The organism is Enterobacter sp. RHBSTW-00975 (assembly GCF_013615235.1).
Classification (GTDB): Bacteria; Pseudomonadota; Gammaproteobacteria; order Enterobacterales; family Enterobacteriaceae; genus Enterobacter; species Enterobacter ludwigii.
Genome location: NZ_CP055883.1, coordinates 2,236,928 through 2,262,877 on the forward strand (window position 1 = coordinate 2,236,928; position 25,950 = coordinate 2,262,877).

24 protein-coding genes are annotated in these 25,950 nt (G+C 55.2%); 17 read left to right on the top strand and 7 right to left on the bottom strand.

Translation table 11 applies throughout. The annotated features are described in order from the left end of the window. Positions 1-209: 209 nt before the first annotated feature. Entirely contained in the window at positions 210-1,553 is a 1,344-nt protein-coding gene (locus HV340_RS10765) for a VOC family protein (RefSeq protein WP_181216526.1), read from the top strand. Positions 1,554-1,595: 42 nt separating this feature from the next. Further along, positions 1,596-3,101, top strand: a complete 1,506-nt coding sequence (locus HV340_RS10770; protein WP_163387361.1) for a carboxylesterase/lipase family protein — start codon at positions 1,596-1,598, stop codon at positions 3,099-3,101. On the opposite strand, the gene HV340_RS10775 is transcribed toward HV340_RS10770, so the two are convergent. Further along, on the bottom strand, positions 3,073-3,930 hold the full coding sequence (locus HV340_RS10775; protein ID WP_020884185.1) for a LysR family transcriptional regulator: 858 nt from the start codon (positions 3,928-3,930) through the stop codon (positions 3,073-3,075). The genes HV340_RS10770 and HV340_RS10775 overlap by 29 nt on opposite strands. Before the next feature lie 113 nt (positions 3,931-4,043). Here HV340_RS10775 and HV340_RS10780 point away from each other — a divergent pair, with 113 nt between their 5' ends. From HV340_RS10780 to rimL, 4 genes are all read left to right on the top strand, one after another. Then, entirely contained in the window at positions 4,044-5,213 is a 1,170-nt protein-coding gene (locus HV340_RS10780; protein WP_063924965.1) for a pyridoxal phosphate-dependent aminotransferase, read from the top strand. 10 nt (positions 5,214-5,223) lie between these two features. Beyond that, complete coding sequence (locus tag HV340_RS10785) at positions 5,224-5,997, top strand: transporter substrate-binding domain-containing protein (RefSeq protein ID WP_025204230.1); 774 nt, start codon at positions 5,224-5,226, stop codon at positions 5,995-5,997. Positions 5,998-6,239: 242 nt separating this feature from the next. Next, a complete protein-coding gene (locus HV340_RS10790; protein WP_025204228.1) occupies positions 6,240-7,895 on the top strand; it encodes a glucan biosynthesis protein in 1,656 nt (551 codons plus the stop codon). 47 nt (positions 7,896-7,942) lie between these two features. After that, positions 7,943-8,491 (top strand): 50S ribosomal protein L7/L12-serine acetyltransferase, encoded by a 549-nt coding sequence (rimL, locus tag HV340_RS10795; protein ID WP_032681033.1) that lies wholly within the window; start codon positions 7,943-7,945, stop codon positions 8,489-8,491. Here rimL and ydcK read toward each other — a convergent pair. Further along, positions 8,486-9,466: a YdcK family protein gene (ydcK, locus tag HV340_RS10800; RefSeq protein ID WP_025204226.1), complete on the bottom strand. Its 981-nt coding sequence runs from the start codon at positions 9,464-9,466 to the stop codon at positions 8,486-8,488. The two genes, rimL and ydcK, sit on opposite strands and share 6 nt — an antisense overlap. A 122-nt stretch (positions 9,467-9,588) precedes the next feature. Here ydcK and tehA point away from each other — a divergent pair, with 122 nt between their 5' ends. After that, positions 9,589-10,590 carry a dicarboxylate transporter/tellurite-resistance protein TehA gene (gene tehA, locus HV340_RS10805; protein ID WP_059305989.1) on the top strand — a complete coding sequence of 334 codons (1,002 nt, stop codon included), beginning with the start codon at positions 9,589-9,591 and terminating at the stop codon, positions 10,588-10,590. Beyond that, a complete protein-coding gene (tehB, locus tag HV340_RS10810; RefSeq protein ID WP_059305988.1) occupies positions 10,590-11,183 on the top strand; it encodes a tellurite resistance methyltransferase TehB in 594 nt (197 codons plus the stop codon). The genes tehA and tehB overlap by 1 nt, the downstream gene beginning before the upstream one ends. Here the strand turns inward: tehB and pepT are convergent. Beyond that, a complete protein-coding gene (gene pepT / locus HV340_RS10815) occupies positions 11,180-12,409 on the bottom strand; it encodes a peptidase T (protein WP_181216527.1) in 1,230 nt (409 codons plus the stop codon). The genes tehB and pepT overlap by 4 nt on opposite strands. Before the next feature lie 111 nt (positions 12,410-12,520). On the opposite strand from pepT, the gene HV340_RS10820 reads away from it, so the two are divergent. Then, on the top strand, positions 12,521-14,116 hold the full coding sequence (locus HV340_RS10820; protein WP_181216528.1) for an ABC transporter substrate-binding protein: 1,596 nt from the start codon (positions 12,521-12,523) through the stop codon (positions 14,114-14,116). A 135-nt stretch (positions 14,117-14,251) separates the two neighbouring features. Next, positions 14,252-14,926: a DUF3313 domain-containing protein gene (locus tag HV340_RS10825; RefSeq protein ID WP_020884175.1), complete on the top strand. Its 675-nt coding sequence runs from the start codon at positions 14,252-14,254 to the stop codon at positions 14,924-14,926. 32 nt (positions 14,927-14,958) lie between these two features. Here HV340_RS10825 and HV340_RS10830 read toward each other — a convergent pair whose 3' ends face one another. Further along, entirely contained in the window at positions 14,959-15,855 is an 897-nt protein-coding gene (locus tag HV340_RS10830; RefSeq protein WP_014170023.1) for an EamA family transporter, read from the bottom strand. A gap of 173 nt (positions 15,856-16,028) precedes the next feature. On the opposite strand from HV340_RS10830, the gene HV340_RS10835 reads away from it, so the two are divergent. Further along, a complete protein-coding gene (locus HV340_RS10835) occupies positions 16,029-16,901 on the top strand; it encodes an AraC family transcriptional regulator (RefSeq protein ID WP_032681026.1) in 873 nt (290 codons plus the stop codon). Here HV340_RS10835 and HV340_RS10840 read toward each other — a convergent pair. Further along, positions 16,881-18,047, bottom strand: a complete 1,167-nt coding sequence (locus tag HV340_RS10840; protein WP_059305985.1) for a benzoate/H(+) symporter BenE family transporter — start codon at positions 18,045-18,047, stop codon at positions 16,881-16,883. The two genes, HV340_RS10835 and HV340_RS10840, sit on opposite strands and share 21 nt — an antisense overlap. A gap of 92 nt (positions 18,048-18,139) precedes the next feature. Here HV340_RS10840 and HV340_RS10845 point away from each other — a divergent pair, with 92 nt between their 5' ends. Both HV340_RS10845 and HV340_RS10850 read left to right on the top strand, forming a co-directional pair. Next, entirely contained in the window at positions 18,140-18,667 is a 528-nt protein-coding gene (locus HV340_RS10845; protein ID WP_014170026.1) for an XRE family transcriptional regulator, read from the top strand. Between the two features lie 80 nt (positions 18,668-18,747). Continuing rightward, a complete protein-coding gene (locus HV340_RS10850; protein WP_063924958.1) occupies positions 18,748-20,712 on the top strand; it encodes a U32 family peptidase in 1,965 nt (654 codons plus the stop codon). Here the strand turns inward: HV340_RS10850 and HV340_RS10855 are convergent, their stop codons facing one another. Beyond that, positions 20,713-20,943: a DUF2554 family protein gene (locus tag HV340_RS10855; protein WP_025204219.1), complete on the bottom strand. Its 231-nt coding sequence runs from the start codon at positions 20,941-20,943 to the stop codon at positions 20,713-20,715. 242 nt (positions 20,944-21,185) lie between these two features. Here HV340_RS10855 and HV340_RS10860 point away from each other — a divergent pair, with 242 nt between their 5' ends. After that, positions 21,186-21,548, top strand: coding sequence for a hypothetical protein (locus HV340_RS10860; RefSeq protein ID WP_014170029.1), 363 nt, complete (start codon positions 21,186-21,188; stop codon positions 21,546-21,548). Between the two features lie 158 nt (positions 21,549-21,706). On the opposite strand, the gene ftrA is transcribed toward HV340_RS10860, so the two are convergent. Further along, positions 21,707-22,708 carry a transcriptional regulator FtrA gene (ftrA, locus tag HV340_RS10865; protein WP_032670382.1) on the bottom strand — a complete coding sequence of 334 codons (1,002 nt, stop codon included), beginning with the start codon at positions 22,706-22,708 and terminating at the stop codon, positions 21,707-21,709. A 73-nt stretch (positions 22,709-22,781) separates the two neighbouring features. Between ftrA and HV340_RS10870 the strand changes: the two genes are divergently transcribed. From HV340_RS10870 to urtA, 3 genes are all read left to right on the top strand, one after another. Beyond that, the gene (locus tag HV340_RS10870) at positions 22,782-23,195 is read left to right on the top strand and encodes a rhodanese-like domain-containing protein (protein ID WP_059305983.1); all 414 of its coding nucleotides are present in this window, start codon (positions 22,782-22,784) and stop codon (positions 23,193-23,195) included. Between the two features lie 156 nt (positions 23,196-23,351). Continuing rightward, positions 23,352-24,455 (top strand): cobalamin-independent methionine synthase II family protein, encoded by a 1,104-nt coding sequence (locus tag HV340_RS10875; RefSeq protein ID WP_040017460.1) that lies wholly within the window; start codon positions 23,352-23,354, stop codon positions 24,453-24,455. Positions 24,456-24,658: 203 nt separating this feature from the next. Further along, the gene (gene urtA / locus HV340_RS10880) at positions 24,659-25,930 is read left to right on the top strand and encodes an urea ABC transporter substrate-binding protein (RefSeq protein ID WP_020884166.1); all 1,272 of its coding nucleotides are present in this window, start codon (positions 24,659-24,661) and stop codon (positions 25,928-25,930) included. Positions 25,931-25,950: the final 20 nt, after the last annotated feature.

Below are 25,950 nucleotides of genomic sequence, written 5' to 3' on the forward strand. Positions count from 1 at the left end.
TAATAATACAGTTTAATCAGGAATCGCTTTATTTAGAGACGGTGAATCTACATTTAGAGAAGGTGAATCTGCCAGGTCATATGGGTGTCAGGGCAGGCCAGCACACGCTTTAACCACTCCTGTCTTAAGATCACAAATCGGAAATTCTTCCCCCCAGAGGGAACGGGTTTCTCTACACTCCAGGTAATATTCACTGGAGGCATGACATCATGGCGAACACCATCACGGCTGATGATATTCGGGAACACTTTTCGCAGGCTATGTCGGCGATGTACCAGCAGGAAGTTCCGCAGTACGGCACCTTGCTCGACCTGGTTGCGGACGTAAACCTGGCGGTTCTGGAAAATAACCCACTATTACATGAACAACTGGCGAACGCGGATGAACTGGCGCGCCTGAATGTGGAGCGTCACGGGGCGATCCGCGTGGGTACCGCGCAAGAGCTTTCGACCTTGCGTCGTATGTTTGCCATTATGGGGATGTACCCGGTCAGCTATTACGACCTCTCTCAGGCGGGCGTGCCCGTCCACTCCACGGCGTTTCGCCCGGTCGATGATGCGGCGCTGTGCCGAAATCCGTTTCGTATCTTTACCTCGCTGCTGCGCCTCGAACTGATTGACAACGTCGTCCTGCGTGAGCGTGCCGCGGAGATCCTGTCTCACCGCAATATCTTTACCCCGCGTTGTCTGGAACTTATCGCGCTGCATGAGGCAGAAGGGCACTTTACGGATGCGCAGGCGCAGGCGTTTGTACAGGAGGCGTTAGAAACCTTCCGCTGGCATCGTCATGCGACGGTCGACCAGGAGACCTATCTGGCATTGCATAACGAGCACCGACTGATTGCGGATGTGGTCTGTTTCCCGGGGTGTCATATCAACCACCTCACGCCACGTACGCTGGATATTGACCGGGTGCAGGAGCTGATGCCGAAGTACGGGATTGAACCCAAAATTCTGATTGAAGGACCACCGCGCCGCGAGGTTCCCGTATTACTGCGCCAGACCAGCTTTAAAGCGCTGGAAGAGCCGGTGCTGTTTGCCGGGGAGCATACAGGAACGCATACCGCGCGCTTTGGCGAAATTGAACAGCGTGGCGTGGCGCTGACGCCAAAAGGTCGTGCGCTTTATGACAGCCTGCTTGCAGAGGCCGGTACCGGTAAAGACAACATGACGCACCAGCTCCATTTGCGCGAAATCTTCAGCGCCTTCCCGGACAGCGAATTGTTGATGCGCCGTCAGGAGCTGGCCTATTTCCGCTATCGCCTGACGCCATCCGGGGAAGCGCATCGTCATGCGTTTCGTCCGGGAGACGATCCACAGCCGTTAATTGAGCGCGGGTGGGTTGTCGCTCAGCCGATCACCTATGAAGATTTCCTCCCGGTCAGTGCCGCAGGGATTTTCCAGTCGAATCTGGGCAATGAAACCCAGGCGCGTAGCCACGGTAACGCCAGTCGCGACGCGTTCGAAGCGGCGCTGGGTTGCCCGGCGTACGATGAGTTCATGCTCTATCAGGAGGCTGAAATCCGCAGCAAACAGCGTTGCGGTTTGCTCTGAAATCGTTACTCTTCTGGGGTGTGATGGAAACAGAAGGTTGTTATGCAAAATCCCTCCGCCCCTGTGATTGAAACGCGCCAGGGCGCACTGTCTGGTTTAACGGATGAAAACGTTCATCTCTGGTGTGGTATTCCCTATGCGGCGCCTCCCGTTGGCAACTGGCGCTGGCGTTCGCCACGGCCGCCTGAACGCTGGGAGGGGCTGCGTCTGGCCACCGCTTTTTCGCCCTCAAGCTGGCAGAACAGTGAGTATTGCCAGGCGTTAGGCGGTGGCGATCCCGGCCGGTTTTCAGAAGATTGTCTGTATCTTAACGTCTGGTCACCCGTCGAGCGCCCGACGCCGCTTCCCGTCATGGTCTGGCTGCACGGCGGGGGGTTTACCATTGGCGCGGGTGGCCTGCCGCCCTATAACGGTAAGGCGCTGGCAACGCGTGGCGTGATGGTTGTGACGATCAATTACCGTCTTGGTCACCTTGGCTTTTTTGCCCATCCCGCGCTGGAGGGAGAAGAAGACCGGGTGGTGCATAACTTTGCGCTGCTGGATCAGATCGCTGCCCTTGAATGGGTTCGGGAGAATATTGCCGCTTTCGGTGGCGATCCTGACAACGTGACCCTGTTTGGCGAATCCGCCGGCGCGCGCAGCGTGCTGTCGCTGCTGGCGTCTCCGCTGGCGAAGGGACTCTTCCACAAGGCGATTGTGCAAAGCGGATACACCCTGCCGGATACGCCGCGGGAACAGGCCCTGCAAAAAGGGGAAGCGCTGGCGGCGCATTTCGGCCTTGAGGAGGCGTCAGCAGAACAGTTACGTGCCATTCCCCCCGAAGCGTTCTGGCCGCTGGCCGCGCCGCTGAACATCGCCCCGGCCCCCATCGTCGGAGACTGTGTTCTGCCGGAATCAATGCTCGATGTGTTCTTTGCCGCGCGTCAGCATCCTGTTCCGGTGATGATCGGGTCGAACAGTGACGAAGCCAGCGTGATGGCGGTATTTGGTATCGATCTCGCCGGTCAGATCCAGAAGCTTCGCCGTGAACGTCGCTTTGGACTGGGGCTGATCAAACTGCTCTATCCGGGTGTGAAAGGGGATGTGGAGCTTGGCAGGCAGGTGTGCCGGGATATGGCTTTTACCACCATGGGATATGTGGTGATGCAGGCCCAGCAGCGCGTGGGCGGCTTGTGCTGGCGTTACTGGTTCGACTATGTGGCGGAAGCAGAGCACGCAACCTATATCAACGGTGCCTGGCACGGTAATGAGGTGCCGTACGTGTTTGACACCCTTGGTGAGATTGAGCCTTCCTGCCACTACGTTAATGCGCGAGACCGGCAATTCGCAGCGCAGGTTGCAGATTATTGGGTGAGCTTTGCGCGTGACGCCGGTCACCGGGAAAGTCTTCCTGGCCCGACGCACTGGCCGGCCTGTCGAAAAGGAAGGGACGTGCTGCTACGTATCGGCGTGAATAAACATGCAGGTTTCAGGCTTGAAAACCGCTTTATGCGCGCGCGAATGAGCCTCTTTAAGCGCGTCATGAAACACCATGTGAGCCTCGACTGAGCAGGCAGGCGCGAAACGCCGCCAGCCCATTTTCCTGGCCAGGCGATTCGCGCAGAACCAGTCTGTAGCTCGCTCCCGTTTTAATGCTGCTCTCAAAAGGCCGCGCCAGCCTTCCGGCGCGGACATCTTCTTCCACCAGCGTTTCGTCAGCAATGGCCACCCCCAGCCCCTGAATGGCGGCCGTGATGGCAAGGTCCATCGTGTCGAAGTGTTGATTTTTGTGCATAACTACCCCCGGGCCTTCCTGCTTCGCCAGCCACAATGACCAGTCTGTCTTATCCCGTGTCGGGTGAAGGAAGGTTAACGCGCCCAGTTCGCAACCTGCTCGCAGGGGGCTCATTACCGGGGTTAACGCCTCTTCAAACAGCAGATCGCCCGCGCTCATATGGGTGCCAAATACAATGGCCGCGTCGTAAGATTCCGTTTTGAAATTGACGTTATGGTCGGTAGTGGTGGTCAATGCGATCTGCAGATCCGGCTGCTCACGCTCCACCTCCAGCAGACGAGGCACCAGCCAGCGCATGGCGCAGGTGGGTGCTTTGAGTCGGATCACGGTTTGCTGGGTACGGGCCCGATCGGCCAGGGTCAGCAGCGTTTCAAAAGTGGATTGCAATTCCGGAAGCAGGGCGCTGCCCTGTGGGGAGAGGCGCAGGCCGCGCGCATGGCGCTCGAACAGCGGAAAGCCGAACCACGCTTCAAGGGTGGCGATTTTGCGACTTACGGCTCCCTGCGTCAGACAGAGCTCTGTTGCGGCATGGGTCAGATTCAGATGACGCGCGGTGACTAAAAAGGCGTCGATGGCATTAAGCGGGAGCGAACGGCGCGACATTAAACACCTCAGGTATGCGTTTTTCTCATGGCTATTATGACAACAATTCGATTGTCCCGACAACTGACTTGTTGTTTGAATAGTTATGCATTCATCATGAGAAAGGAAAGAGGATGACGTTACACACTCCGGTGCACACCCGTTCCAAATTACCCGATGTGGGAACCACGATTTTTACCGTTATCGGCCAGCTCTCCGCCCGGCATAACGCCATCAATCTTTCTCAGGGTGCACCCAATTTTTCCTGCGATCCCAAACTGGTCGCCGGGGTGACCCGGGCGATGGAGGCAGGGCACAACCAGTACGCGGCAATGACCGGCCTGCAGCCGCTTAAAGAGCGTATTGCGGATAAAATTGCCACCCTCTACGGCACGCGCTATGACCCGGCCAGCGAAGTGCTGGTCACCGCCAGTGCCAGTGAAGGACTCTATTCGGCGATCAGCGGGCTGGTGCACCCGGGCGACGAAGTGATCTACTTTGAACCGTCGTTTGACAGTTATGCCCCGATTGTTCGCCTGCAGGGGGCCACGCCGGTTGCCATTAAACTGACGGTGCCGGATTTTGCCGTCAACTGGGATGAAGTCCGTGCGGCGATCACTCCGCGCACGCGCATGATTATCATCAATACCCCGCACAACCCGAGCGGGCAGGTCTTCTCAGCAGAGGACCTGCAGCAGCTGGTGGCGGTGACCCGCAATACCGATATCATTATTTTGTCTGACGAAGTGTACGAACACGTCGTCTTTGATGGTGAACCGCACCACGGTATGGCGACACATCCGCAGCTGGCGGAGCGTAGCGTCATTATCTCTTCCTTCGGAAAAACCTATCACGTGACCGGCTGGCGCGTGGGTTACTGTGTTGCTCCGGCGGTACTGATGGATGAGATTTGTAAAGTCCATCAATTTCTGATGTTTTCGGCCGATACGCCAATGCAGCATGCGTTTGCAGAACACATGATTGACCCGCAAACCTGGCTGTCGCTGGCGGCGTTTTATCAGCGCAAACGCGATCTGCTGCAAAGTTTGCTGGAAGCATCACCGTTCAGACTCTTGCCGAGCGCCGGTTCGTTTTTCCTGCTGGCCGACTACAGCCAGTTTAGCGATGAGCGCGACAGTGAACTGGTGAAACGGCTGATCGTTGAGTATGGAGTGGCCACCATTCCGCTGTCGGCGTTTTATGCGGATGGTACGGATAATAAATTGATTCGTCTCTCTTTTGCGAAAGATGAGGCGACGTTACGGGCAGGTGCCCAGGCCCTGTGTCGGGTTAAACCACGCTAAGGAGTTGGAGATGAAATTACGCGCGTTAGTTGTCGGCATGGGATTGCTGTGTACGTTTTCGTCATTTGCGGCCACCGAACTGCGGTACGGGCTGGAGGCGGAATATCCGCCGTTTGAAAGCCGAAATGCTGCTGGCGAACTGGAAGGGTTTGACGTTGAGCTGGGCAATGCCATCTGCAAAGCCGCAGCGCTGAAATGCACCTGGGTTGAAACCTCTTTTGATGCGTTAATACCGGGCCTGGTGGCGAAGAAATTTGATGCCATTAACTCGGCGATGAACATCACCGAACAGCGACGTAAAAGTATTGATTTTACCCAGCCGATTTACCGCATCCCGTCGCAGCTCGTCGGCAAGGCCGGTACCGCGGTAGAGGCAACGCCCGCGGGGCTTAAGGGCAAAACCATTGGTGTCCTGCAGGGCTCCATTCAGGAAACCTATGCGAAAGAGCACTGGGAAAAGCAGGGTGTCACCGTGGTGTCTTATAAAGATCAGAATATGGCCTGGGGCGATCTGCTGAATGGCCGTATCGACGCCTCGCTGGTCATGTCCGCGGCCGGGCAGGCAGGTTTCCTCAGCAAGCCGCAGGGGAAAGGGTTTGGCTTTATCGGCAAACCGGTGTCGGACGACACTATCCTCGGCAGTGGGATCGGCTTTGGGTTGCGTAAAGGGGACGAGGCCACCAAAAAGCAACTTGATGCCGCAATTGATAAAGTGCGTGCCGATGGCACGATCGCTAAACTCGCTGATAAGTACTTCCCAGGTATCGATGTCAGCGTAAAATAACCGCCTCATTTGCCCCGACTGACGATGTCCAGCCGGGGCATTTTTATACACGTCTTTATACCTTTCTTTACACCTTTTTCGGGTCGTTCTGGTCGACAGAAAATATTTCGCACTTTGTACAGATAATCGCCGCCCAACAATTGGATTCTTAACCATTTTTGTTTAGGCTGTGCGTTCTTTCTTGCCGTCATTTCGCCGAGTGCGAAACACATTCACACGACCATAAGGACGTTTTTCCAGGCATGAATCGCAGACGTTTTCTAAAAGGCTCGCTGGCAATGGCAGCCCTGAGCGGCACAACTGGCCTTGCTTCCCTGTTTTCCAAAGCGGCTTACGCTGCTGACTCTGACATTGCTGACGGTCAGAGCCGTCGTTTTGACTTCTCCGTACTGCAATCCATGGCCCATGACCTGGCGAAAACCCCGTGGGGCGGAGCACCGCGACCGTTACCGGACACGCTGGCGACCATGACGCCGCAGGCCTATAACGCCATCCGTTACGATGAAAAACAGTCACTGTGGAATAACATTGAAGGCCGTCAGCTGGACGTGCAGTTCTTCCATATGGGCATGGGTTTCCGTCGCCGCGTGCGCATGTTCTCGCTGGATCAGTCAACGTCACAGGCGCGCGAAATCCACTTCCGTCCTGAGCTGTTCAGCTACGGTGAAACCGGTGTTGATACGAAGCAGCTGGAAGGGCAAAGCGATCTTGGGTTTGCCGGTTTCCGCGCCTTCAAGGCACCGGAACTGGCGCGTCGCGATATCGTCTCATTCCTGGGGGCGAGCTATTTCCGTGCGGTTGATGATACCTATCAGTATGGTCTTTCCGCGCGGGGTCTGGCGGTGGATACCTTTACCGACACGCCGGAAGAGTTCCCAGACTTTACCGCGTTCTGGTTTGAAACCGTCAAACCGGGCGACACTACCTTCACCGTCTATACGCTGCTGGACAGCCCAAGCATCACCGGTGCGTATAAGTTCGTGATCCACTGCGAGAAGAGCCAGGTGATCATGGAGGTGGAAAACCATCTCTATGCGCGTAAAGACATTAAACAGCTCGGCATTGCGCCGATGACCAGTATGTTCAGCTGCGGTACAAACGAACGCCGCATGTGCGATACCATCCACCCGCAAATTCATGACTCCGACCGTCTCGCCATGTGGCGCGGTAACGGGGAGTGGATTTGCCGTCCGCTGAACAACCCGCAGAAGCTGCAGTTCAATGCGTTTGTGGACAAAAACCCGAAAGGATTCGGCTTGCTTCAGCTCGATCGCGATTTCTCGCATTATCAGGACGTCATGGGCTGGTATAACAAACGCCCAGGCCTCTGGGTGGAGCCGCGTAACGACTGGGGTAAAGGTGCGGTTGGCCTGATGGAGATCCCGACAACGGGTGAAACACTGGATAACGTGGTCTGCTTCTGGCAGCCAGAAAAACCGGTGAAAGCGGGCGATGAGCTGGACTTTAAATACCGTCTTTACTGGAGCGCCATGCCGCCGGTCCGTTCCCCACTGGCGAATGTCTTCGCGACCCGTACCGGTATGGGTGGGTTCCCGGAAGGCTGGGCGCCGGGCGAAAACTACCCGAAAGTGTGGGCCCGTCGCTTTGCTATCGACTTCGTCGGGGGCGATCTGAAAGCTGCCGCGCCAAAAGGCATTGAGCCGGTCATTACCCTCTCCAGCGGTGAAGCGAAGCAGGTTGAGATCCTCTACGTTGAGCCGTTTGACGGCTATCGCATTCTGTTCGACTGGTATCCTACCTCGGATTCGACCGAACCGGTGGATATGCGCCTGTTCCTGCGCTGTCAGGGAGATGCGATCAGTGAGACCTGGCTGTATCAGTATTTCCCGCCTGCGCCGGACAAACGTAACTACGTTGACGATCGCATCATGCGTTGACCATTTATTCCCTCTCCCCGGCGGGGAGAGGGTGACGGGAAGGGACCATGACCGCCACTGAATCTGAAATTATCCCGGTGACTGACCATCTCGAGCTTCGCGCCGTCGAAGAGCGCTATACCGCCGATTTGCACAACATGGTCATCAGAAACAAAGCCTGGCTGCAAACCGCCTTTGACTGGGCGCAGCATGTGGGCACCGAAGATGACACCCGTCGTAATGTGCTGAGTAATCAGATGCTGCACCAGCGCGGCTACGCCAAAATGTTTCTGATTTTCAAGGATGAGGACCTGGTCGGCGTGCTGTCGTTTAATGCGATTGAACCCGCCAACAAAGCCGGATACATCGGTTACTGGCTGGACGAGGCGCATCAGGGACAGGGCATTTTGTCGCAGGCGCTGCAGGCGTTTATGCGCTATTACGTCGAGCAAGGCGAGATCCGCCGTTTTGTCATTAAGTGTCGGGTGGCGAATAAACCCAGTAACAACGTTGCCCTGCGCAACGGTTTTACGCTGGAGGGGTGCCTGCGGGAAGCAGAGTTCCTGAATGGCCGTTTTGACGATGTGAATCTCTACGGCAAAATTTACCCGCTATAACGCCCCCAATAGAGGCGTACGGGTGATGCGCTGGTCGCCGTTAATCACCTTTTCGCCGCGCAGGTGGATGTTCTCACCGGCAAAAGCCTCAATCACCGCATCGTCGGTGATTTCAACCCGATGCTCAATAAGCACATCGCCGCTGATGCGCGCCCGTCCCTGGATCACGACCTTATCGTCAAGCAGGATAGGGCCGCCGCGCAGCCAGGCCTGACCGCCAATCAGGACGTGGTGTTTAATGACACAATTTCCTTCCACCACCGCGTTTTCAGCCACCTGAGAGCTGTAGCGGACGGTAGGGATGGCATCGTCGTCAAAACCGGCAATGACGCGGGCGTTACCGTACACTTTTGCGCAGTCACATACCCAGACGTTATTGAGATCGTTGCCTTCGAGGATGGCGCTGTCGAAAACTTCCGCCCGGTGTTCAACGAAGGCATAATTAACCATTGCCTCGCCGTAGATTTGCGCCTGATGCACAATGCGTGACTGGCTCACCGTCGCCTTGTCATAAATTTTCAGGATCTGCTCATGGTCCGGCGTAAGCCCTTTGGCAGCAATCACCACGCTGTTATGAAGCACCCGCGCCTCGCCGAAAATATGGCATTCGCCGCGTACGCAGGATTGCTGTATCGTGACGTTGTCACTTATGCGTGCGCCGTGACTGACCTCTGCGCCGTCCAGCCAGCAGTTGTCGCCAATCTGCGCGTCATGACTGACGATGCAAGGCAGGGTAAGGCGCGCGTTGCCGGACACCGTCGCACCGGCAAAGACGACGCTGTTTTCATCGTAGATCCAGCAGTCGCCTTCGTGCGCGAGGGCGCTCTCATCTTCAACCCAGCCGCCTTTCGTGCCGCTCACGATGTCGTTAAAATTCGCCGTGGCAATAATCTGTCGTAACGACGTCGTGTGCGTTGTCTCGCCGTTTTTCCATTGCCAGAGGCGGGTGTCCTCGCTGAGCCTGTACTTTTTCATCATGGAGTCTCGGGTAAGCGTCTCCACTAAACGTAGCAAACTTTCGGCGTTTCGTAGTGCTGGCATCCGTCGCGGAAACCCCTTAAAATGGCATTTAAAATACATTTTAAAAATTCAAATTAATGAATAAAAATAACAACACTCAACAAGTGCTTAACCTGCCCGCGGGTTACTTCGGTATGGTGCTTGGCATCATTGGGATGGGCTTCGCCTGGCGATACGCCAGCACGCTCTGGCCCGTGACGCGCTGGCCTGGTGAGGGCCTGGTGGCCCTTGCGATTGTGATTTGGTTTTTGCTGACGGTGGCGTTTATCGCCCGGGCGATCCGTTTTCCGCGAAGTGTGCTGGCCGAGATGCGCCACCCGGTGATGAGCAGTTTTGTCAGCCTTTTTCCCGCCACAACGATGCTGGTCGCCATCGGTTTTGTGCCCTGGCTGCGCCCGGTGTCACTGGTGTTATTTGGCTTCGGGGTGGTGATACAGCTGGCTTATGCTGCCTGGCAAAGCGCCGGATTATGGCGCGGTAACCATCCGCAAGAGGCCACCACGCCGGGGTTATATCTGCCCACGGTGGCAAACAACTTTATCAGCGCCATGGCGTGCGGCGCGCTGGGGTTTAAAGATGCCGGGCTGGTGTTTCTCGGGGCGGGCGTTTTTTCCTGGCTCAGCCTTGAGCCGGTGATTTTGCAACGACTTCGTAGCGCCGGGGAGTTGCCTTCCGCGCTGCGAACCTCGCTGGGTATTCAGCTGGCCCCCGCGCTGGTGGCCTGCAGCGCCTGGTTTAGCGTCAATGGCGGTGAGGCGGATACATTTGCCAAAATGCTGTTCGGCTACGGCCTGTTGCAACTGCTGTTTATGTTACGGCTGATGCCATGGTATTTGTCCCAGCCGTTTAACGCCTCGTTCTGGAGCTTCTCGTTTGGCGTGTCGGCCCTGGCCACCACGGGGCTTCATCTTGGGCAGAGCAGTCCGTCGGGCTTTTTCCACGCCATTGCCGTCCCACTGTTTATCTTTACCAATGTCATCATCGGGATGCTGCTGGTACGAACGTTTATCTTGCTGATACAGGGCAAACTTCTGGTGCGCACTGATAAAGCGCTGCTTATGCAATCTGAGGAACAATAATGGCTGTTGATGAAAATTACTTCACAGAGAAATATAGCTTAACCCGTACGCACTCAGAAGTGCTGTACAGCGCGGGCATTGTGAAACCGGGTAAAACGCTGGATCTGGGCTGTGGTAACGGGCGTAACAGCCTCTATCTGGCAGCCAACGGTTACGACGTGACCGCGTGGGATAAAAATCCCCTGAGTATCGATAATATTGAGCGCATCAAAGCGGAAGAAGGCATCGTAAACCTGCAGACGGCAATCAAAGATCTGAACAACCTGAGCTTTGAGGGCGAATACGATTTTATTCTCTCTACCGTGGTGCTGATGTTCCTGGAAGCGAAAACCATTCCGGGTCTGATCGACAATATGCAGCGCTGCACCAGACCCGGCGGTTATAACCTGATTGTTGCCGCGATGGACACGGCGGATTACCCGTGCACCGTCGGCTTCCCGTTTGCGTTCAAAAGCGGTGAACTGAGCAACTACTACGAGGGCTGGGCGTTGCTCAAGTACAACGAAGAAGTGGGCGAACTGCACCGCACCGACGAGAACGGTAACCGCATCAAACTGCGTTTTGCCACGCTGCTGGCGCGTAAGCCCGCTTAACGGGCGGCCAGCAGGCAGAGCTGCAGGGCCGTGTTGTATGAGGCCTCGAACGACGACAGCGGCAAAAACTCAAACTTCGAGTGGAAGTTATGCGCGCCGGTGAAGAAGTTTGGCGTGAGCAGGCCTTTTGCCGAGAGCGCCGCGCCGTCAGTACCGCCGCGCATTGGCGTCGGTTTGGGCGTGATCCCAAGGGATTCCATGGCCTCAAACATCAGGTCGATAGCGCGACGATCCTCACCAATCGCATTGCTGATATTGCTGTAGGTATCTTCAATGCGATACTCCACCTTTGCCGTAGGATGCTGTCCGGCAATCAACGCCGCGACATCGGCAATCTGCTGCTTGCGGGCGGCAAACTGTGCTTTATTGAAATCACGGATATACGCTTTTAAGACGGCCTCGTTTTGCCCCGCCTGAATGCCGTTAAACCAGATATAGCCTTCACGCCCCTCTGTGCATTCCGGGGTTTGCTGGCGGTCAAAATGGCTGATGAAGTCTGTCGCCATCAGCAGTGGGTTAACCAGCACGCCTTTGGCGGACATGGGGTGAGCCGTTACGCCGGTAAAGCGAATTTCTGCCGCCGCGGCGTTGAAGTTCTCGTAAACAATCTCACCCAGCTCACAGCAGTCGATGGTCCAGGCAAAATCAACGTCAAAACGGTTTAGATCCAGCGCCTTCGCGCCACACAGGCCGATCTCCTCATCCGGCACAAACGCGACCACAATGTCGCCATGCTGATGTTCTGGCGTCAGGTTTTCCAGCAGCGTCATGACCACGGTGACGGCGGCTTTATTATCTGCGCCTAATACGCTGGTCCCGTCGCTGAAAATAATATCTTCACCCGGATAAGCCAGAATTTCCGGATGCTCTTTTACGCGTAACCAGATTGATTTCTCTTTATTCAAACAGAGGTCTTCACCCGTAAATTTTAATATTTGTGGATGAATATCCGGTGATAAACCGACATCGACGGTATCAATATGGGTAATAAAACCGATGCGTGGCGCCCCGGCTACATTACCTTTTTTAACCGCAGTAACCGTCGCGTATTCATCAATCACAATATCGTCTAAACCCAGCTGCGCCAGCTCCTGGGCCAGTTCACGCGCCATGTCGTGCTGGCCCGGCGTAGAGGGAAGGGTGTTCACTCTGGGATCGCTCTGGCTGGTGATGGCGAGATAGCGGAAGAAGCGGTGCGTTAATTGTCTGGAGAGTGCCGAGCCCATAGTGATTCCTTCTGTATTTATTTTTCAGGTGTTTGCTACATCACTTTAATGATATTTATGAAATGGCAAAAGAATTAATTAGCCGTCGAATTAAAAAGACAGGAATAAATGATGAAAAGCAAACTCACAATGTTAACGCTGGCACTTGCTGCGCTCACGGTCAGTTCCACCGTCGCGGCAAAAACGCTGGTGTATTGCTCTGAAGGATCGCCGGAAAATTTTAATCCTCAGTTATACACGTCGGGAACCAGCGTGGATGCCAGTGCCGTGCCGGTCTATAACCGGCTGGTCGATTTCAGGGCGGGTACAACGGAACTGGTCCCGAGCCTCGCGGAACGTTGGGAGGTGAGCGAGGACGGCAAGGTTTATACCTTCCATCTGCGTAAAGGGGTGAAATTCCAGAGTAATAAATCGTTCAGGCCGACGCGCGACTTTAACGCCGACGACGTGATTTTCTCGTTTATGCGCCAGAAGGATGTAAATCATCCCTATCACAACGTCTCTAACGGCAGCTATTCCAACTTCGAGAGCCTTGAGTTCGGTAGCCTGATCACGGCCATTGATAAAGTCGATGAGCACACCGTGCGCTTTACGCTCGCCCATCCGGAAGCGCCGTTTGTCGCCGATCTGGCGTGGTATTTCGCCTCGATCCTGTCGGCGGAGTATGCCGACGCGATGCTGAAAGCCGGCACGCCGGAGAAGGTGGATATGGACCCGATTGGCACCGGGCCGTTTAAGCTGGCGCAGTACCAGAAAGATTCGCGTATCCTGTTCACTGCGTTTCCGGAGTACTGGCAGGGCAAATCGAAGCTGGATCGACTGGTGTTTAGCATCACGCCCGATGCCTCGGTGCGTTTTGCCAAAATCGAGAAGAACGAATGTCAGGTGATGCCGTTTCCAAACCCGGCGGACCTGCCGCGCATGAAGGCTAACAAAGACATTAATCTGATGAGTAAAGCCGGGCTGAATACCGGTTTTCTGGCCTTCAATACGCAAAAACCTCCGCTGGATAACGTGAAGGTCCGCCAGGCGCTGGCAATGGCCATCAATAAGCCGGCCATCATTGACGCGGTATTCCACGGCACCGGCACGGCGGCGAAAAACCTGCTGCCACCCGGCGTCTGGAGCGCCGACAGCGAACTGAAGGATTACGACTACGATCCTGAAAAAGCGAAAGCGTTGTTGAAGGAGGCTGGTTTTGCAAACGGCATCAGCATCGATTTATGGGCGATGCCGGTTCAGCGTCCCTACAATCCGAACGCAAAACGGATGGCGGAGATGATTCAGGCCGACTGGGCGAAGGTTGGCGTCCAGACCAAAATCGTCACCTATGAATGGGGCGAGTATCTTAAGCGGGTGAAGGGCGGTGAACACCAGGCCGCGCTGATGGGCTGGACGACCGCAACCGGCGACCCGGACAACTTCTTTGGTCCGTTATTTACCTGTACTTCGGCTAACGGTGGATCTAATTCCGCCAAATGGTGCTACAAACCATTTGATAAAATTATCGCTGAAGCGAAATCGATAACCGATCATGATAAACGCGTGGCGCTGTATAAAGAGGCCCAGCAGATGATGCATGACCAGATGCCGGCAGTAATGATTGCCCATTCGACGATTTTTGAACCGGTGCGCAAGGACGTCACGGGCTATGAAATCGATCCGTTTGGCAAGCATTTGTTCTGGCAGGTTGATATTAATCAGTAGTTTTTCTCTGCCCGGCGTGCAGTCGGGCAATCTTTTCGCAATTTGTGCTGCTTACATCATTTTTTGTCACAACAAACCCGCCAGACTTTTGCTATAACTTCAAATGCATACTTGCAGATAACATGGAATACCATCATGCGTACTCACACTTTTTTTAAAGTTGCAGTGCTTTCTGGTCTGTTGGCGTTAGCGGGCTGTTCGTCTAAAGTCGCCGCCCCCGAACAATATTCAGGCTTTTTAAAAGATTATTCTGGATTGCAGCAAACAACGTCCGCAACGGGTAAACCGACGCTGCGTTGGGTCGACCCGTCGTATAACGAGGCAAATTACGACAGTATTTTATGGACGCCAATCACCTATTATCCAGCGCCAAAACCAACGACCCAAATTGGTCAAAAAACGCTTGATGAGCTTCTGGCTTATACCAACACCAAAATGAAAGCGGCAATCAGCCAGCGTAAACCTGTTGTTACAACGCCAGGTAAACACAGCCTGATCTTCCGCGGTGCGATTACCGGTGTGAGTTCACAGAAAGAAGGTCTGCAGTTCTATGAAGTAGTGCCCGTCGCGTTAGTGGTTGCAGGTACGCAGATGGCAACGGGGCACCGCACCATGGATACCCATCTCTTCTTCGAAGGCGAGCTGATTGATTCGGCCACGAATAAGCCGGTCATGAAGGTCGTGCGTAAAGGCGAAGGTAAAGAGCTGGCGAACGAAAACACGCCAATGGGCTTCGCAACGTTAAAACAGGTTGTGGATGACATGGCGACGGATGCCACCATGTTTGATGTTAAGAAAACCGCGAAATAATCAAAACGGCCTGCAGCAATGCAGGCCTTTTTTTATGCCATACGCAAACGTCTGAACCAGGTTTCCGGTTTCGTAAACATCACCATATTCCCGCCCAGAATCAGCAGTAATCCAATGATGCCGTTGAGATGCCACACGTAACCTTCATATACCGTGGAGATTGACAGCGCCACCAGCGGGAAGAGCAGCGTACTGTATGCCGCTTTGCCCGGGCCAATGCGTCCCACCAGCGTGAAGTAGGCGCCAAAAGCGATGACCGAACCAAAAATGGCGAGATAAAGCAGCGCGCCAATGTAACTCACCGTCCATTCGGGGATAAAACTGTCACCCCGGAACAGAGCAATGCAGCCCATAATGACCGTACCGTAAAACATCGCCCAGGCGTTGGTGGTCATGGTCTCCAGCCCTTTTCGCTGGTGGCGCATGCTGATCATATTGCCCAGCGAGAACCCGTAGGTCCCCAGTGCTGAAAGACCAATCCCCGTCAGCAGGGAGGCACTCCAGCCACTCGCCAGCAGGTCGTCCCAGAAGAGGGTGATGATCCCGATAAGCCCCAGGGCCGCCGCCGTCCAGAAGCGTGCGGGTGGGCGCTGACCGAAGAAAATAAAGCTGTTGATGGCGTTATACAGTACGGCCATTGAGAAAATGACCGACTCCAGCCCGGTATTGATGTGCGCGGCGGCGGTGTAAAAACACCAGAAGTTGAAGCAAAAAACGCAGCATCCCTGCAGCATGCAAAAGAGATGATCCCGCAAGGCCAGCTTACGAAGCCGGCGCAGGGCAATTAAGACGATCATTATCGTGGCGCAGGCCACGGCAAAACGCCAGAAAATTGACACCGGGGCTGCGACTGGCCCCTGTTGCAGGAAAATGGCAATCCAGGTTGTTCCCCATATCACCACCACCAGTCCATAGAGTAATGCGTTCATTGTTGCTCTCTTCTCACACAGCGAAAAGTGCAGTCTGGCGCGAGTGGCATGACATTGCTTTCATCGATTTGCGGTGGACTTGCATATTCTTGCGCTTTTTTGTGGCTGCAGATCTGGCATCGTGGCGCAACACTTCATAGACTGAGAGTCTGATTACTCACCCGTTAATAGCTATGTCTCGCGCTTACGATACCTTTGAAACGCTACGCCAGCAGAACGCCGTGCTGCGGGAAACCGTTGCGCTGAATTCCGGTATTCAACTGGCAGCCTGGTACAACAAGCACGACACGATAACCGTAAAAAGTAATCACCATACCCTCAGCCTGTACGTGGCGGACGGTTATGAGAGCTATCAAAAAACGCCGGGCGGCTGGAAAAACGGCGGCGGCCCGGACCGTTTCTGTCTGATGCCAAAAGAGAGTGAATCGACGTGGGATATTCGCGATGACCTGTCGTTTGTCCATCTCTACTGCACCGATGAGCATCTGCGTGATGTCGGGGAAAAAATCTGGGACAAGCGCCCGCTGTCCCTGACGCTGGATGAAAAGATCTTCGGCAGCGACCCGAAAATTACCGCGCTTTACCGTCAGTTTTTGCTCGGCTGCGACTGGCAGCAAAAAGCTAACCAGCTCACCCTGAGTACCGCGTCTACGCTGTTGATGACCCACCTGTTACAGCATTACTCCAGCGTGCAGTGGAAGCTGCCGGTGGTGACCGGCGGGTTGTCGCCGTTTGTGCTGCGTAACGTGCTGGCGTTTATCGAAGAGAACCTTTCCCAGCCGCTGACGCTGGCGGAACTGGCCGAACAGGCCGCGCTGAGCGAGTATCATTTCGCCAGGATGTTCCGTCAGTCCATGGGGCTGGCACCGCATCAGTACGTGATGCAGCGTCGGATGGAGAAAGCCAAAGCGCTGGTGCAGCATACAACCACACCGCTCACCGATATCGCGCTGGCCTGCGGGTTTAACTCCGCCAGCCATTTCAGTAACCGCTTTCGCAGCATGATGGGCATAACGCCCTCGCAGCTACGCGCGGCGAAGGTGTGAAAAGACCGTATAACATACACCGCCCAGCACCAGCCCCCAGAACGCAGAGCCAATACCCAGGATCGTGACGCCGCTGGCGGTCATCAGAAAGGTGACAATTGCCGCGTCGCGCTCCGTTTCGTTGTTCAGTGCCTGATACAAGCTCCCGCTGATGGTGCCCAGCAGCGCCAGGCCGGCGAGCATCTGGATCCAGCTCAGGGGAAGGGAGGCCATCAGCCCGGAAATGGATCCGCCAAAAATGCCCGCCAGCAGATAAAACCCGCCTGCGGCCATGGCGGCAAGCCAGCGTTTGGTGGCATCCGGGTGCGCATCCGGGCTCTGGCAAATCGCAGCGGTGATCGCGGCGATACAGATGGAAAAGACGCCGAGCGGGGATAACACCAGTGCCAGCCCTCCGGTGACGATCATCAGCGGTGATACGGCCAGAGGATAGCCGGAAGCCTGCATCGTGGCGAAGCCCGGCGCATTCTGGGACGCCATGGTGACCAGGAAGAAGGGCACGCCAATGCTTATCAGACTGGTTAACGTAAAGGTTGGCGCGATAAACGTGGGCATCACCAGGGAAAGGGTTAACTCTTTTGTGACAACGTCACCTCCCGCCCAGGCCACCATACTGCCCACCAGCAACGTGGCGACAATGGCGTAGCGGGGGGCCAGCGCTTTGGCGAACAGCCATGCCGCCAGCATGCTGCCGCACAGTAAAAAATGCCCCTCAAGATTGCTGAACGCCTGCAGTCCAAACCTGAGCAGCACCCCGGCGAGCATAGCGGCGGCAAGGGAATGCGGGATAAGCTTCATCAGACGAGCAAACAACCCGGTTACGCCGCACAGCAGAATGAGCGCGTTGGCAAAGATAAAAATCCCGATGGTCTCGGCAAGCGTTACCCCGTGCAGGCTGGTGGCTAACAGCGCCGCGCCGGGCGTAGACCAGGCGGTGAGTACCGGAGCTTTATACCACCAGGAAAGCGCCAGCGTGCTGACCCCCATACCTATCCCCAGGGCCGTCATCCAGCCGGCGATCTGCTGCGCGTTTGCGCCTGCGGCAGCAGCGGCTTGCCAGATAATGGCGGCGGAACTGGCATATCCCACCAGAACGGCGACAAAACCGGCGAGAACGGCAGGAAAGAGTGAGGATGAAGGGCGCATAAAAACTCCGTTGTGCGTTATAACGTCCGCCCTAAGGTAACACTGTGCGTTATAGCGTACAAGTGGTATGATCGGTCGCATCAGGAGGGAACATGGACATCACACAACATCTTGCTTACACACTGAAAACCGAGCGTCAGGCGCGTGGCTGGAGCCTCGCCAGACTGGCGGAAGAGACCGGCGTTTCAAAGGCCATGCTCGGGCAAATCGAGCGCAATGAATCCAGCCCGACGGTATCCACATTGTGGAAAATCGCCACGGGGCTGAACATCCCTTTTTCTGCCTTCATCACGCCGGCAGCTGACAGGCAGGCGGTATTCGACCCGGAGCAGCAGGCGATGGTGGTGAAACCGTTATTCCCGTGGGATGAGACGCTAAAATTCGACCACTTTTCGATAACCCTCGCTGCCGGTGCCCTGAGCGAATCCACGCCCCACGAGGCTGGCGTGATTGAACACGTGGTGGTGATCAGCGGCGAACTGGAGATGAACATTGATGGCGAGTGGCAGACCATTACTGCCGATTCGGGGGTGCGTTTTGCCGGGGATAAACCGCACGCCTATCGCAACAGCAGCGACCGGCCGGTGCATTTTCACTCCCTGATCCATTATCCCCGCTGAAGCGACGCAAAACTGTTTCGCTGCCGCATACTTCTGACTACAATAGCCGCCATTTTGACCATAACGGATAACGACGAAGTATGCGCCTGCAATCCCATCATCTCGAACTCTTAAGCCCGGCCCGCGACGCCTCCATCGCCCGTGAAGCGATCCTTCATGGTGCTGATGCCGTCTACATTGGTGGGCCTGGCTTTGGTGCCCGTCATAACGCCAGCAACAGCCTGAGCGATATTGCTGAACTGGTGCCGTTCGCCCATCGCTTTGGGGCGAAAGTGTTCGTGACCCTGAACACCATTCTGCATGATGATGAGCTGGAGCCTGCGCAACGTTTAATTACCGCTCTCTACCAGACCGGCGTCGATGCCCTGATTGTGCAGGATATGGGCGTGCTGGAGCTGGATATTCCTCCCATTGAACTGCATGCCAGTACCCAGTGCGATATCCGCACGGTAGAGAAGGCGAAGTTTCTTTCTGATGTGGGTTTTTCCCAGATCGTGCTGGCGCGTGAGCTGAACCTGAACCAGATCCGCGATATTCACCAGGCGACCGACGCAACCATTGAATTCTTTATCCACGGCGCGCTGTGCGTCGCCTATTCTGGACAGTGCAATATTTCCCACGCCCAGACGGGGCGCAGCGCCAACCGCGGAGACTGTTCTCAGGCATGTCGTCTGCCGTATACCCTGAAAGACGATCAGGGCCGCGTTGTGGCGTTCGAAAAACACCTGCTCTCGATGAAAGATAACGATCAGACCGCCAACCTGGGTGCGCTGATTGACGCCGGCGTGCGCTCCTTCAAGATTGAAGGGCGTTATAAAGACATGAGCTACGTGAAGAACATCACCGCTCACTATCGTCAGATGCTGGATGCCATCATTGAAGATCGCGGTGACCTGGCGCGTGCGTCGGCCGGTCGTACCGAGCATTTCTTTATTCCGTCAACGGACAAAACTTTCCACCGCGGCAGCACTGACTACTTTGTGAATGCCCGTAAAGGGGATATCGGTGCGTTTGATTCACCAAAGTTTATTGGTTTACCGGTGGGTGAAGTGCTGAAAGTGGCAAAAGATCACCTCGACGTGGAAGTGACCGAGCCGCTGGCCAACGGCGATGGACTGAACGTGATGATCAAGCGTGAAGTGGTGGGCTTCCGTGCGAATACGGTGGAAAAAACCGGTGAAAATCGCTATCGCGTATGGCCAAACGAGATGCCTGCGGATCTCTACAAAGCGCGCCCTAACGCGGCACTGAACCGTAACCTTGACCACAACTGGCAGCAGGCGCTACTGAAAACCTCGAGCGAACGTCGTATCGCGGTGGACATTGAACTGGGCGGCTGGGAAGAGCAGCTGATCCTGACCATGACCTGTGAAGACGGTATCAGCGTGACGCATACGCTTGATGGTCTGTTCGAGGTGGCAAACAACGCGGAAAAAGCCCTTAACAACCTGAAGGATGGCGTGGCGAAGCTGGGGCAGACCCTTTACTACGCGCGTCATATCGACGTTAACCTGCCGGATGCCCTGTTTGTTCCGAACAGCCAGCTGAATCAGTTCCGCCGCGAGACGGCAGAAATGCTGGATGCCGCCCGCCTGGCTAACTATCCACGCGGCAGCCGCAAGGCCGAAACCGTTCCTGCGCCGGTTTACCCTGACACGCACTTGTCCTTCCTGGCGAACGTCTATAACCACAAAGCGCGTGAATTCTATCACCGTCACGGCGTACAGCTGATTGACGCAGCCTATGAAGCGCATGAAGAGAAGGGCGATGTGCCGGTGATGATCACCAAGCACTGTCTGCGCTTCGCCTTCAACCTCTGCCCGAAACAGGCGAAAGGGAATATTAAAAGCTGGAAGGCCACACCGATGCAGCTGGTGAATGGCGACGAAGTGCTGACCCTGAAATTTGACTGCCGTCCGTGCGAAATGCATGTGATTGGCAAGATGAAAAATCATATTTTCAAAATGCCGTCACCGGGTAGCGTTGTGGCCTCCGTGAGCCCGGACGATTTAATGAAAACCCTGCCGAAGCGTAAGGGTAATTAATTACCGAAAGTGCGTGTCTGGTTTGCGCGATTTCTGCCACAGGTGGTGTTCGCGCAAACCTTCCGCTGACTCTTCGGCAACGCTGCGTAATTCATCGCTATCCGCTTCATGGCGGAGCTGATGTTCCACATTCTTTACCCACACATATTCATGGCCTTTATGTCCTGCCATGAGCTGACCTGAAAATAATCCACACACCAGCAATATCAGCGTTAACCCTTTTCTCATCATTATTTCACCGTTGAATGCCATCGCGGGACTATCATGCCAATAATTTCTTCGGGAAATTATTCAAAAATTCAAATTAGCGCAAAGAGAGTGTCAAATTCTGTGCGGCGACAGCCGTGATGAGACTTTTCCTAAAATTAGCATCAAGTTTGTTAACCGCCAATTCTGGTACGTAATTAGCCACTAGCTTTAAGGATAAATCCTATATAATGGTTAAACTCTGGCTAAGGAATGGGTCTTGTTAAATGAAAAAAATGATAGCGCTTGCGCTGCTGGTGGTTGCTGTTGGGGCGGGTGCAGGTATTTACTCTATTAGTAATGACGAACCAGAATATATTCAGTCCGCGAAAGCGCGTGTTGGGTCATATTTAACCAGCGATTACGGACGCGTGGCCTGTAATAGCACCAGAATTGATGACCAGCGCTGGCAATTAGGCTGCACCAATCAGGCAAGAGGTAAAACATTCGAGTTCGCGGTTTATCCGTCTGAAAAAGCACCGTATGGTGTGTCGCGTTCGTTTTATCTGGAAGCCATCAATGATGATGCAAAACAGAGCGCGGAGCAGGGTCTGATGCGTTATTTGCAAATCAATACCAAAGCGGGTTAATCAGGCTGTTTACCTTTCATTGAGACTATGGATGTTAGTTTGTAAGAGATCCGCTGCCCGGCCATGGAGTGTCGGGACGTAGAGACCAAAATACAAATCTATCCATGCAAGCATTTACCGCCATATTATGGCGGTTTTTTTTGTCTGCAATCCGGCCACTAGCGGGCAGGACGCGAATAGTGTTTGCGATACTGGGCCGGTGAAAGGGCGAACTGCTGCCGAAAATGGTGACGCAGGGTCGATGCCTGACCGAATCCGGTCTGCTCCGCGATGCTGTCGATACTTAAACGACTGCTTTCCAGATAATCTTTTGCCCTCAGCAGGCGCTCATTGAGCAGCCAGCGCGCGGGCGTGGTGCCGGTCGCATCCTGAAAGCGGCGCAGAAAGGTGCGTTGACTCATGCCGACCCGACGCGCCAGTGAATCAACGCTGTGCGATACGGCAAGATGGGTGTGCAGAAAATCAAACAGCTGACCGAGACGTTGACTTTCGCGCAGTTGCGCCACCGGGCGGCTTAGCTGCTGCGGCTGTGAGCCATCCCGGTGCGGGGGAATGACCAGACGACGCGCTACGGTGTTGGCGATTTCCATCCCATAATCCCGCCGGACCACGTGCAGGCATAAATCAATGCCTGCCGCGCTGCCCGCCGAGGTGAGAATGTCGCCGTCGTCCTGATAAAGTACATCTTCAACCACCTCGATGGCCGGGTACCGGGCCTTAAGCGCCTCAATATAGCGCCAGTGCGTTGTGGCTTTACGCCCATCCAGCAGCCCGGCAGCGGCAAGAACAAACACGCCGGAACAGATCGACAAAAGCTGGCATCCCCGCGCATTGGCCTTACGTAATGCCGCGCAGAGCGCGGGCGGAACCGGTGAATCCAGTCCTCGCCAGCCGGGCACAACGATCAGGTCGGCCGTCTCAAGCAGGGTTAAATCGCCGTCGGTGATGAGGCGAATCCCCCCGGTCGCCCGAAGTTCACCGCTGTCTACGCCCGCCACGGCAAAACGATACCATTCGTCTCCCAGCTCCGGACGCGGCAGACCAAAGATTTCCACTGCCACGCCAAACTCAAAGGTACACAAACCGTCATACGCCAGCACAATGACCTGAGGGCGGGAAATCTGTCTTAAGTTTGTCATCTTTTTGCTGTTTTCTGGCATAAGCGAGCGCATTCACGGGCTGAATTTGTGGATAGAGTAGTGTTAACACAAACGCCAAAGATGAGGAAGGATCATGAGTTATGTTACTGAATTTCCGGCTGCTGAACCCCAGGAAGCCGTTACCCATTTTCTGCGACGCCTGAGCGTCGAGACCGATTGCGCCGATGTGCATCATGCCATCACGAATCACGAGCAGGATTTCGTCCTGCTGCACGTCGTCGGGAGCCCGCAGCAGTTCGCCCGCCGTCACGTTCCCGGTGCGCTACATATGCCGTGGAGTCAGATCACCGCCGAACGCATGGCCCAGTGGCCTGACGGCACGCTGTTTGTGGTCTATTGCGCCGGGCCTCACTGCAACGGTGCGGACAGAGCCGCGCTGAAGCTGGCGCGTCTGGGGCTGCCGGTGAAAATTATGCTCGGTGGGATCACCGGCTGGGAAGATGAAAAGTTTGAGTTTGCGAGCCAGGAATCGCTCTCCGCACTGTGAAGATGAATTTTTTTCAACACCCGTGAAATTTTCTCGTTTGCCGGCTGGCGGCAGGTATGACATCTTTTTTGGACATTTAGACATCCAGAAGTCTAAAGATTCAAATAATGAATTATCACTGCAGGCAATTATTGTCGGCAGATAAAGGAGATTTCCATGCAACGACACCATGCCCCATACCGCGCCGATGTAGTTGGCAGCTTTTTACGTCCGGATGCCATCAAACAGGCTCGCCTGAAATTCGCCAGCGGCGAAATTGATGCCGGGCAGCTTCGTGCGGTTGAGGATGAGGCGATCCGCCATGTTGTCGAGCAGCAGTGCGCCTGTGGCTTGCATGTGGTGACCGACGGTGAATTTCGTCGTGCCTGGTGGCACTTTGATTTCTTCGACGGTCTGCAGGGTGTTGAGCGTTACGATTCTCAGCAGGGAATTCAATTCAACGGTGTACAGACCAAAGCCCACGGCGTGCGCGTGACTGGCAAACTGGGCTTTGGCGATCACCCGATGCTGGCGGATTTCCGCTACCTGAAAAGCATTAGCGGCAATGCTCAGCCGAAGATGACCATTCCCAGCCCGAGCGTGCTGCATTTCCGCGGTGGGCGCAAAGACATTGATGCAACGGTCTACCCGGATTTGAAGGACTATTTTGACGATCTGGCGACCACCTGGCGGGACGCGATCCGGGCGTTTTACGACGCGGGCTGCCGTTATCTGCAGCTGGATGACACCGTCTGGGCCTATCTCTGTTCGGACGATCAACGTCGTCAGATCCGCGAGCGTGGTGACGATGCCGACGAGCTGGCGCGTATATATGCCCGCGTTCTGAATAAGGCACTGGAGGGCAAGCCGGACGATCTCACCATCGGGCTGCATGTCTGTCGCGGAAACTTCCGTTCAACCTGGATTTCCGAAGGGGGCTATGAGCCGGTGGCTGAAGTGCTGTTCGGGACGGTCAACGTGGATGCCTTTTTCCTTGAGTACGACAATGACCGGAGCGGTGATTTTGCGCCACTGCGTTTTGTTCGCCCGGGCAAGCAGCAGGTGGTGCTCGGCCTTATCACCACCAAAAATGGCGAGCTGGAGAACCCGGAAGGGGTGAAGGCGCGTCTGGAAGAGGCGGCGAAATACGTGGCTAAAGAGCAGATTTGCCTGAGCCCGCAGTGCGGATTTGCCTCTACCGAAGAGGGCAACAGCCTGAGTGAAACCCAGCAGTGGGACAAAGTCCGCCTGGTGACGCAGATCGCCAGCGAAGTCTGGTAAACCCTCCGCCACAGCGCTGCATTATAAAAGTGCAGCGCTGTACCATTCTGAGTCGTTCTTTTTACATCCTTCGTTACTTCTCCTGTCATAGCGCTTTATCCATCCTGGCATCCTTTTTGCTCTCTCTAAGCTGACGTTTTTATTTTCTGCGTCCCCGCCGTAACGGACGCCTTTGCACAGCTTTCTTTTTCAGGAGTGAAAATATGCACCGTCGTACCTTATTAAAAGCCTTCGCATTGTCCGCGTCTGTCGTAGCTATGGGGATGAGTTTTGGCGCTCAGGCGGCCGATACCATCAAGGTGGGGATCATGCATTCCCTTTCCGGCACGATGGCGATTTCTGAAACGCCGCTTAAAGATGTTGCGCTGATGACCATCGATGAGATCAACGCCAAAGGGGGCGTGCTGGGTAAGAAGCTGGAACCGGTAGTGGTTGACCCGGCCTCGAACTGGCCGCTGTTTGCCGAAAAAGCGCGCCAGTTGCTGAGCCAGGACAAAGTGGCGGTGGTATTTGGTTGCTGGACGTCGGTGTCGCGTAAATCGGTGCTGCCGGTGTTTGAGGAGCTGAACGGACTGCTGTTCTACCCGGTGCAGTATGAGGGTGAAGAGATGTCACCTAACGTCTTCTATACCGGTGCCGCGCCAAACCAGCAGGCAATCCCGGCGGTGGAGTACCTGATGAGTGAAGACGGAGGCAGCGCGAAACGCTTCTTCCTGTTAGGCACCGACTACGTTTACCCCCGCACCACGAACAAAATCTTGCGTGCTTTCCTGCATTCGAAAGGGGTGGAAGACAAAGACATTGAAGAGGTATACACCCCGTTTGGTCACAGCGATTACCAGACAATCGTTTCCAGTATCAAAAAATTCTCTGCCGGAGGGAAAACCGCGGTGGTTTCCACCATCAACGGCGACTCCAACGTTCCGTTCTATAAAGAGCTGGCTAACCAGGGCCTGAAAGCTACCGATGTTCCGGTTGTGGCCTTCTCCGTGGGAGAAGAGGAGCTGCGCGGGATCGACACCAAACCGCTGGTGGGCAACCTGGCGGCGTGGAACTACTTTGAGTCCGTTGATAACCCGACCAACCAGGCGTTTGTGGCGGATTACAAAGCGTATGCCAGGGCACACAAATTGCCGAACGCCGACACCGTGGTCACCAACGACCCGATGGAAGCCACCTACGTCGGGATCCACATGTGGGCGCAGGCGGTTGAAAAAGCAGGTACCACCGACGTCGATAAAGTTCGGGCGGCAATGGCCGGTCAGTCCTTCAAGGCACCTTCAGGCTTTACGCTCACCATGGATGCCACCAACCACCATCTGCATAAGCCGGTCATGATTGGCGAAATTGAAGGTAACGGCCAGTTTAATGTGGTCTGGCAGACGGAACAGCCGGTGCGCGCCCAGCCGTGGAGTCCCTTCATTGCCGGTAATGACAAAAAGCCCGATCAGCCGATGAAAACCGCCAGCAACTAAGTTATCACCGCAGGGAGAAA

Coding starts and splice junctions, on each gene's coding strand:
- HV340_RS10765 (WP_181216526.1), top strand. CDS start 210: ATGGCGAACACCATCACGGCTGATGATATTCGGGAACACTTTTCGCAG.
- HV340_RS10770 (WP_163387361.1), top strand. CDS start 1,596: ATGCAAAATCCCTCCGCCCCTGTGATTGAAACGCGCCAGGGCGCACTG.
- HV340_RS10775 (WP_020884185.1), bottom strand. CDS start 3,930: ATGTCGCGCCGTTCGCTCCCGCTTAATGCCATCGACGCCTTTTTAGTC.
- HV340_RS10780 (WP_063924965.1), top strand. CDS start 4,044: ATGACGTTACACACTCCGGTGCACACCCGTTCCAAATTACCCGATGTG.
- HV340_RS10785 (WP_025204230.1), top strand. CDS start 5,224: ATGAAATTACGCGCGTTAGTTGTCGGCATGGGATTGCTGTGTACGTTT.
- HV340_RS10790 (WP_025204228.1), top strand. CDS start 6,240: ATGAATCGCAGACGTTTTCTAAAAGGCTCGCTGGCAATGGCAGCCCTG.
- rimL (WP_032681033.1), top strand. CDS start 7,943: ATGACCGCCACTGAATCTGAAATTATCCCGGTGACTGACCATCTCGAG.
- ydcK (WP_025204226.1), bottom strand. CDS start 9,466: ATGAAAAAGTACAGGCTCAGCGAGGACACCCGCCTCTGGCAATGGAAA.
- tehA (WP_059305989.1), top strand. CDS start 9,589: ATGAATAAAAATAACAACACTCAACAAGTGCTTAACCTGCCCGCGGGT.
- tehB (WP_059305988.1), top strand. CDS start 10,590: ATGGCTGTTGATGAAAATTACTTCACAGAGAAATATAGCTTAACCCGT.
- pepT (WP_181216527.1), bottom strand. CDS start 12,409: ATGGGCTCGGCACTCTCCAGACAATTAACGCACCGCTTCTTCCGCTAT.
- HV340_RS10820 (WP_181216528.1), top strand. CDS start 12,521: ATGAAAAGCAAACTCACAATGTTAACGCTGGCACTTGCTGCGCTCACG.
- HV340_RS10825 (WP_020884175.1), top strand. CDS start 14,252: ATGCGTACTCACACTTTTTTTAAAGTTGCAGTGCTTTCTGGTCTGTTG.
- HV340_RS10830 (WP_014170023.1), bottom strand. CDS start 15,855: ATGAACGCATTACTCTATGGACTGGTGGTGGTGATATGGGGAACAACC.
- HV340_RS10835 (WP_032681026.1), top strand. CDS start 16,029: ATGTCTCGCGCTTACGATACCTTTGAAACGCTACGCCAGCAGAACGCC.
- HV340_RS10840 (WP_059305985.1), bottom strand. CDS start 18,047: ATGCGCCCTTCATCCTCACTCTTTCCTGCCGTTCTCGCCGGTTTTGTC.
- HV340_RS10845 (WP_014170026.1), top strand. CDS start 18,140: ATGGACATCACACAACATCTTGCTTACACACTGAAAACCGAGCGTCAG.
- HV340_RS10850 (WP_063924958.1), top strand. CDS start 18,748: ATGCGCCTGCAATCCCATCATCTCGAACTCTTAAGCCCGGCCCGCGAC.
- HV340_RS10855 (WP_025204219.1), bottom strand. CDS start 20,943: ATGATGAGAAAAGGGTTAACGCTGATATTGCTGGTGTGTGGATTATTT.
- HV340_RS10860 (WP_014170029.1), top strand. CDS start 21,186: ATGAAAAAAATGATAGCGCTTGCGCTGCTGGTGGTTGCTGTTGGGGCG.
- ftrA (WP_032670382.1), bottom strand. CDS start 22,708: ATGCCAGAAAACAGCAAAAAGATGACAAACTTAAGACAGATTTCCCGC.
- HV340_RS10870 (WP_059305983.1), top strand. CDS start 22,782: ATGAGTTATGTTACTGAATTTCCGGCTGCTGAACCCCAGGAAGCCGTT.
- HV340_RS10875 (WP_040017460.1), top strand. CDS start 23,352: ATGCAACGACACCATGCCCCATACCGCGCCGATGTAGTTGGCAGCTTT.
- urtA (WP_020884166.1), top strand. CDS start 24,659: ATGCACCGTCGTACCTTATTAAAAGCCTTCGCATTGTCCGCGTCTGTC.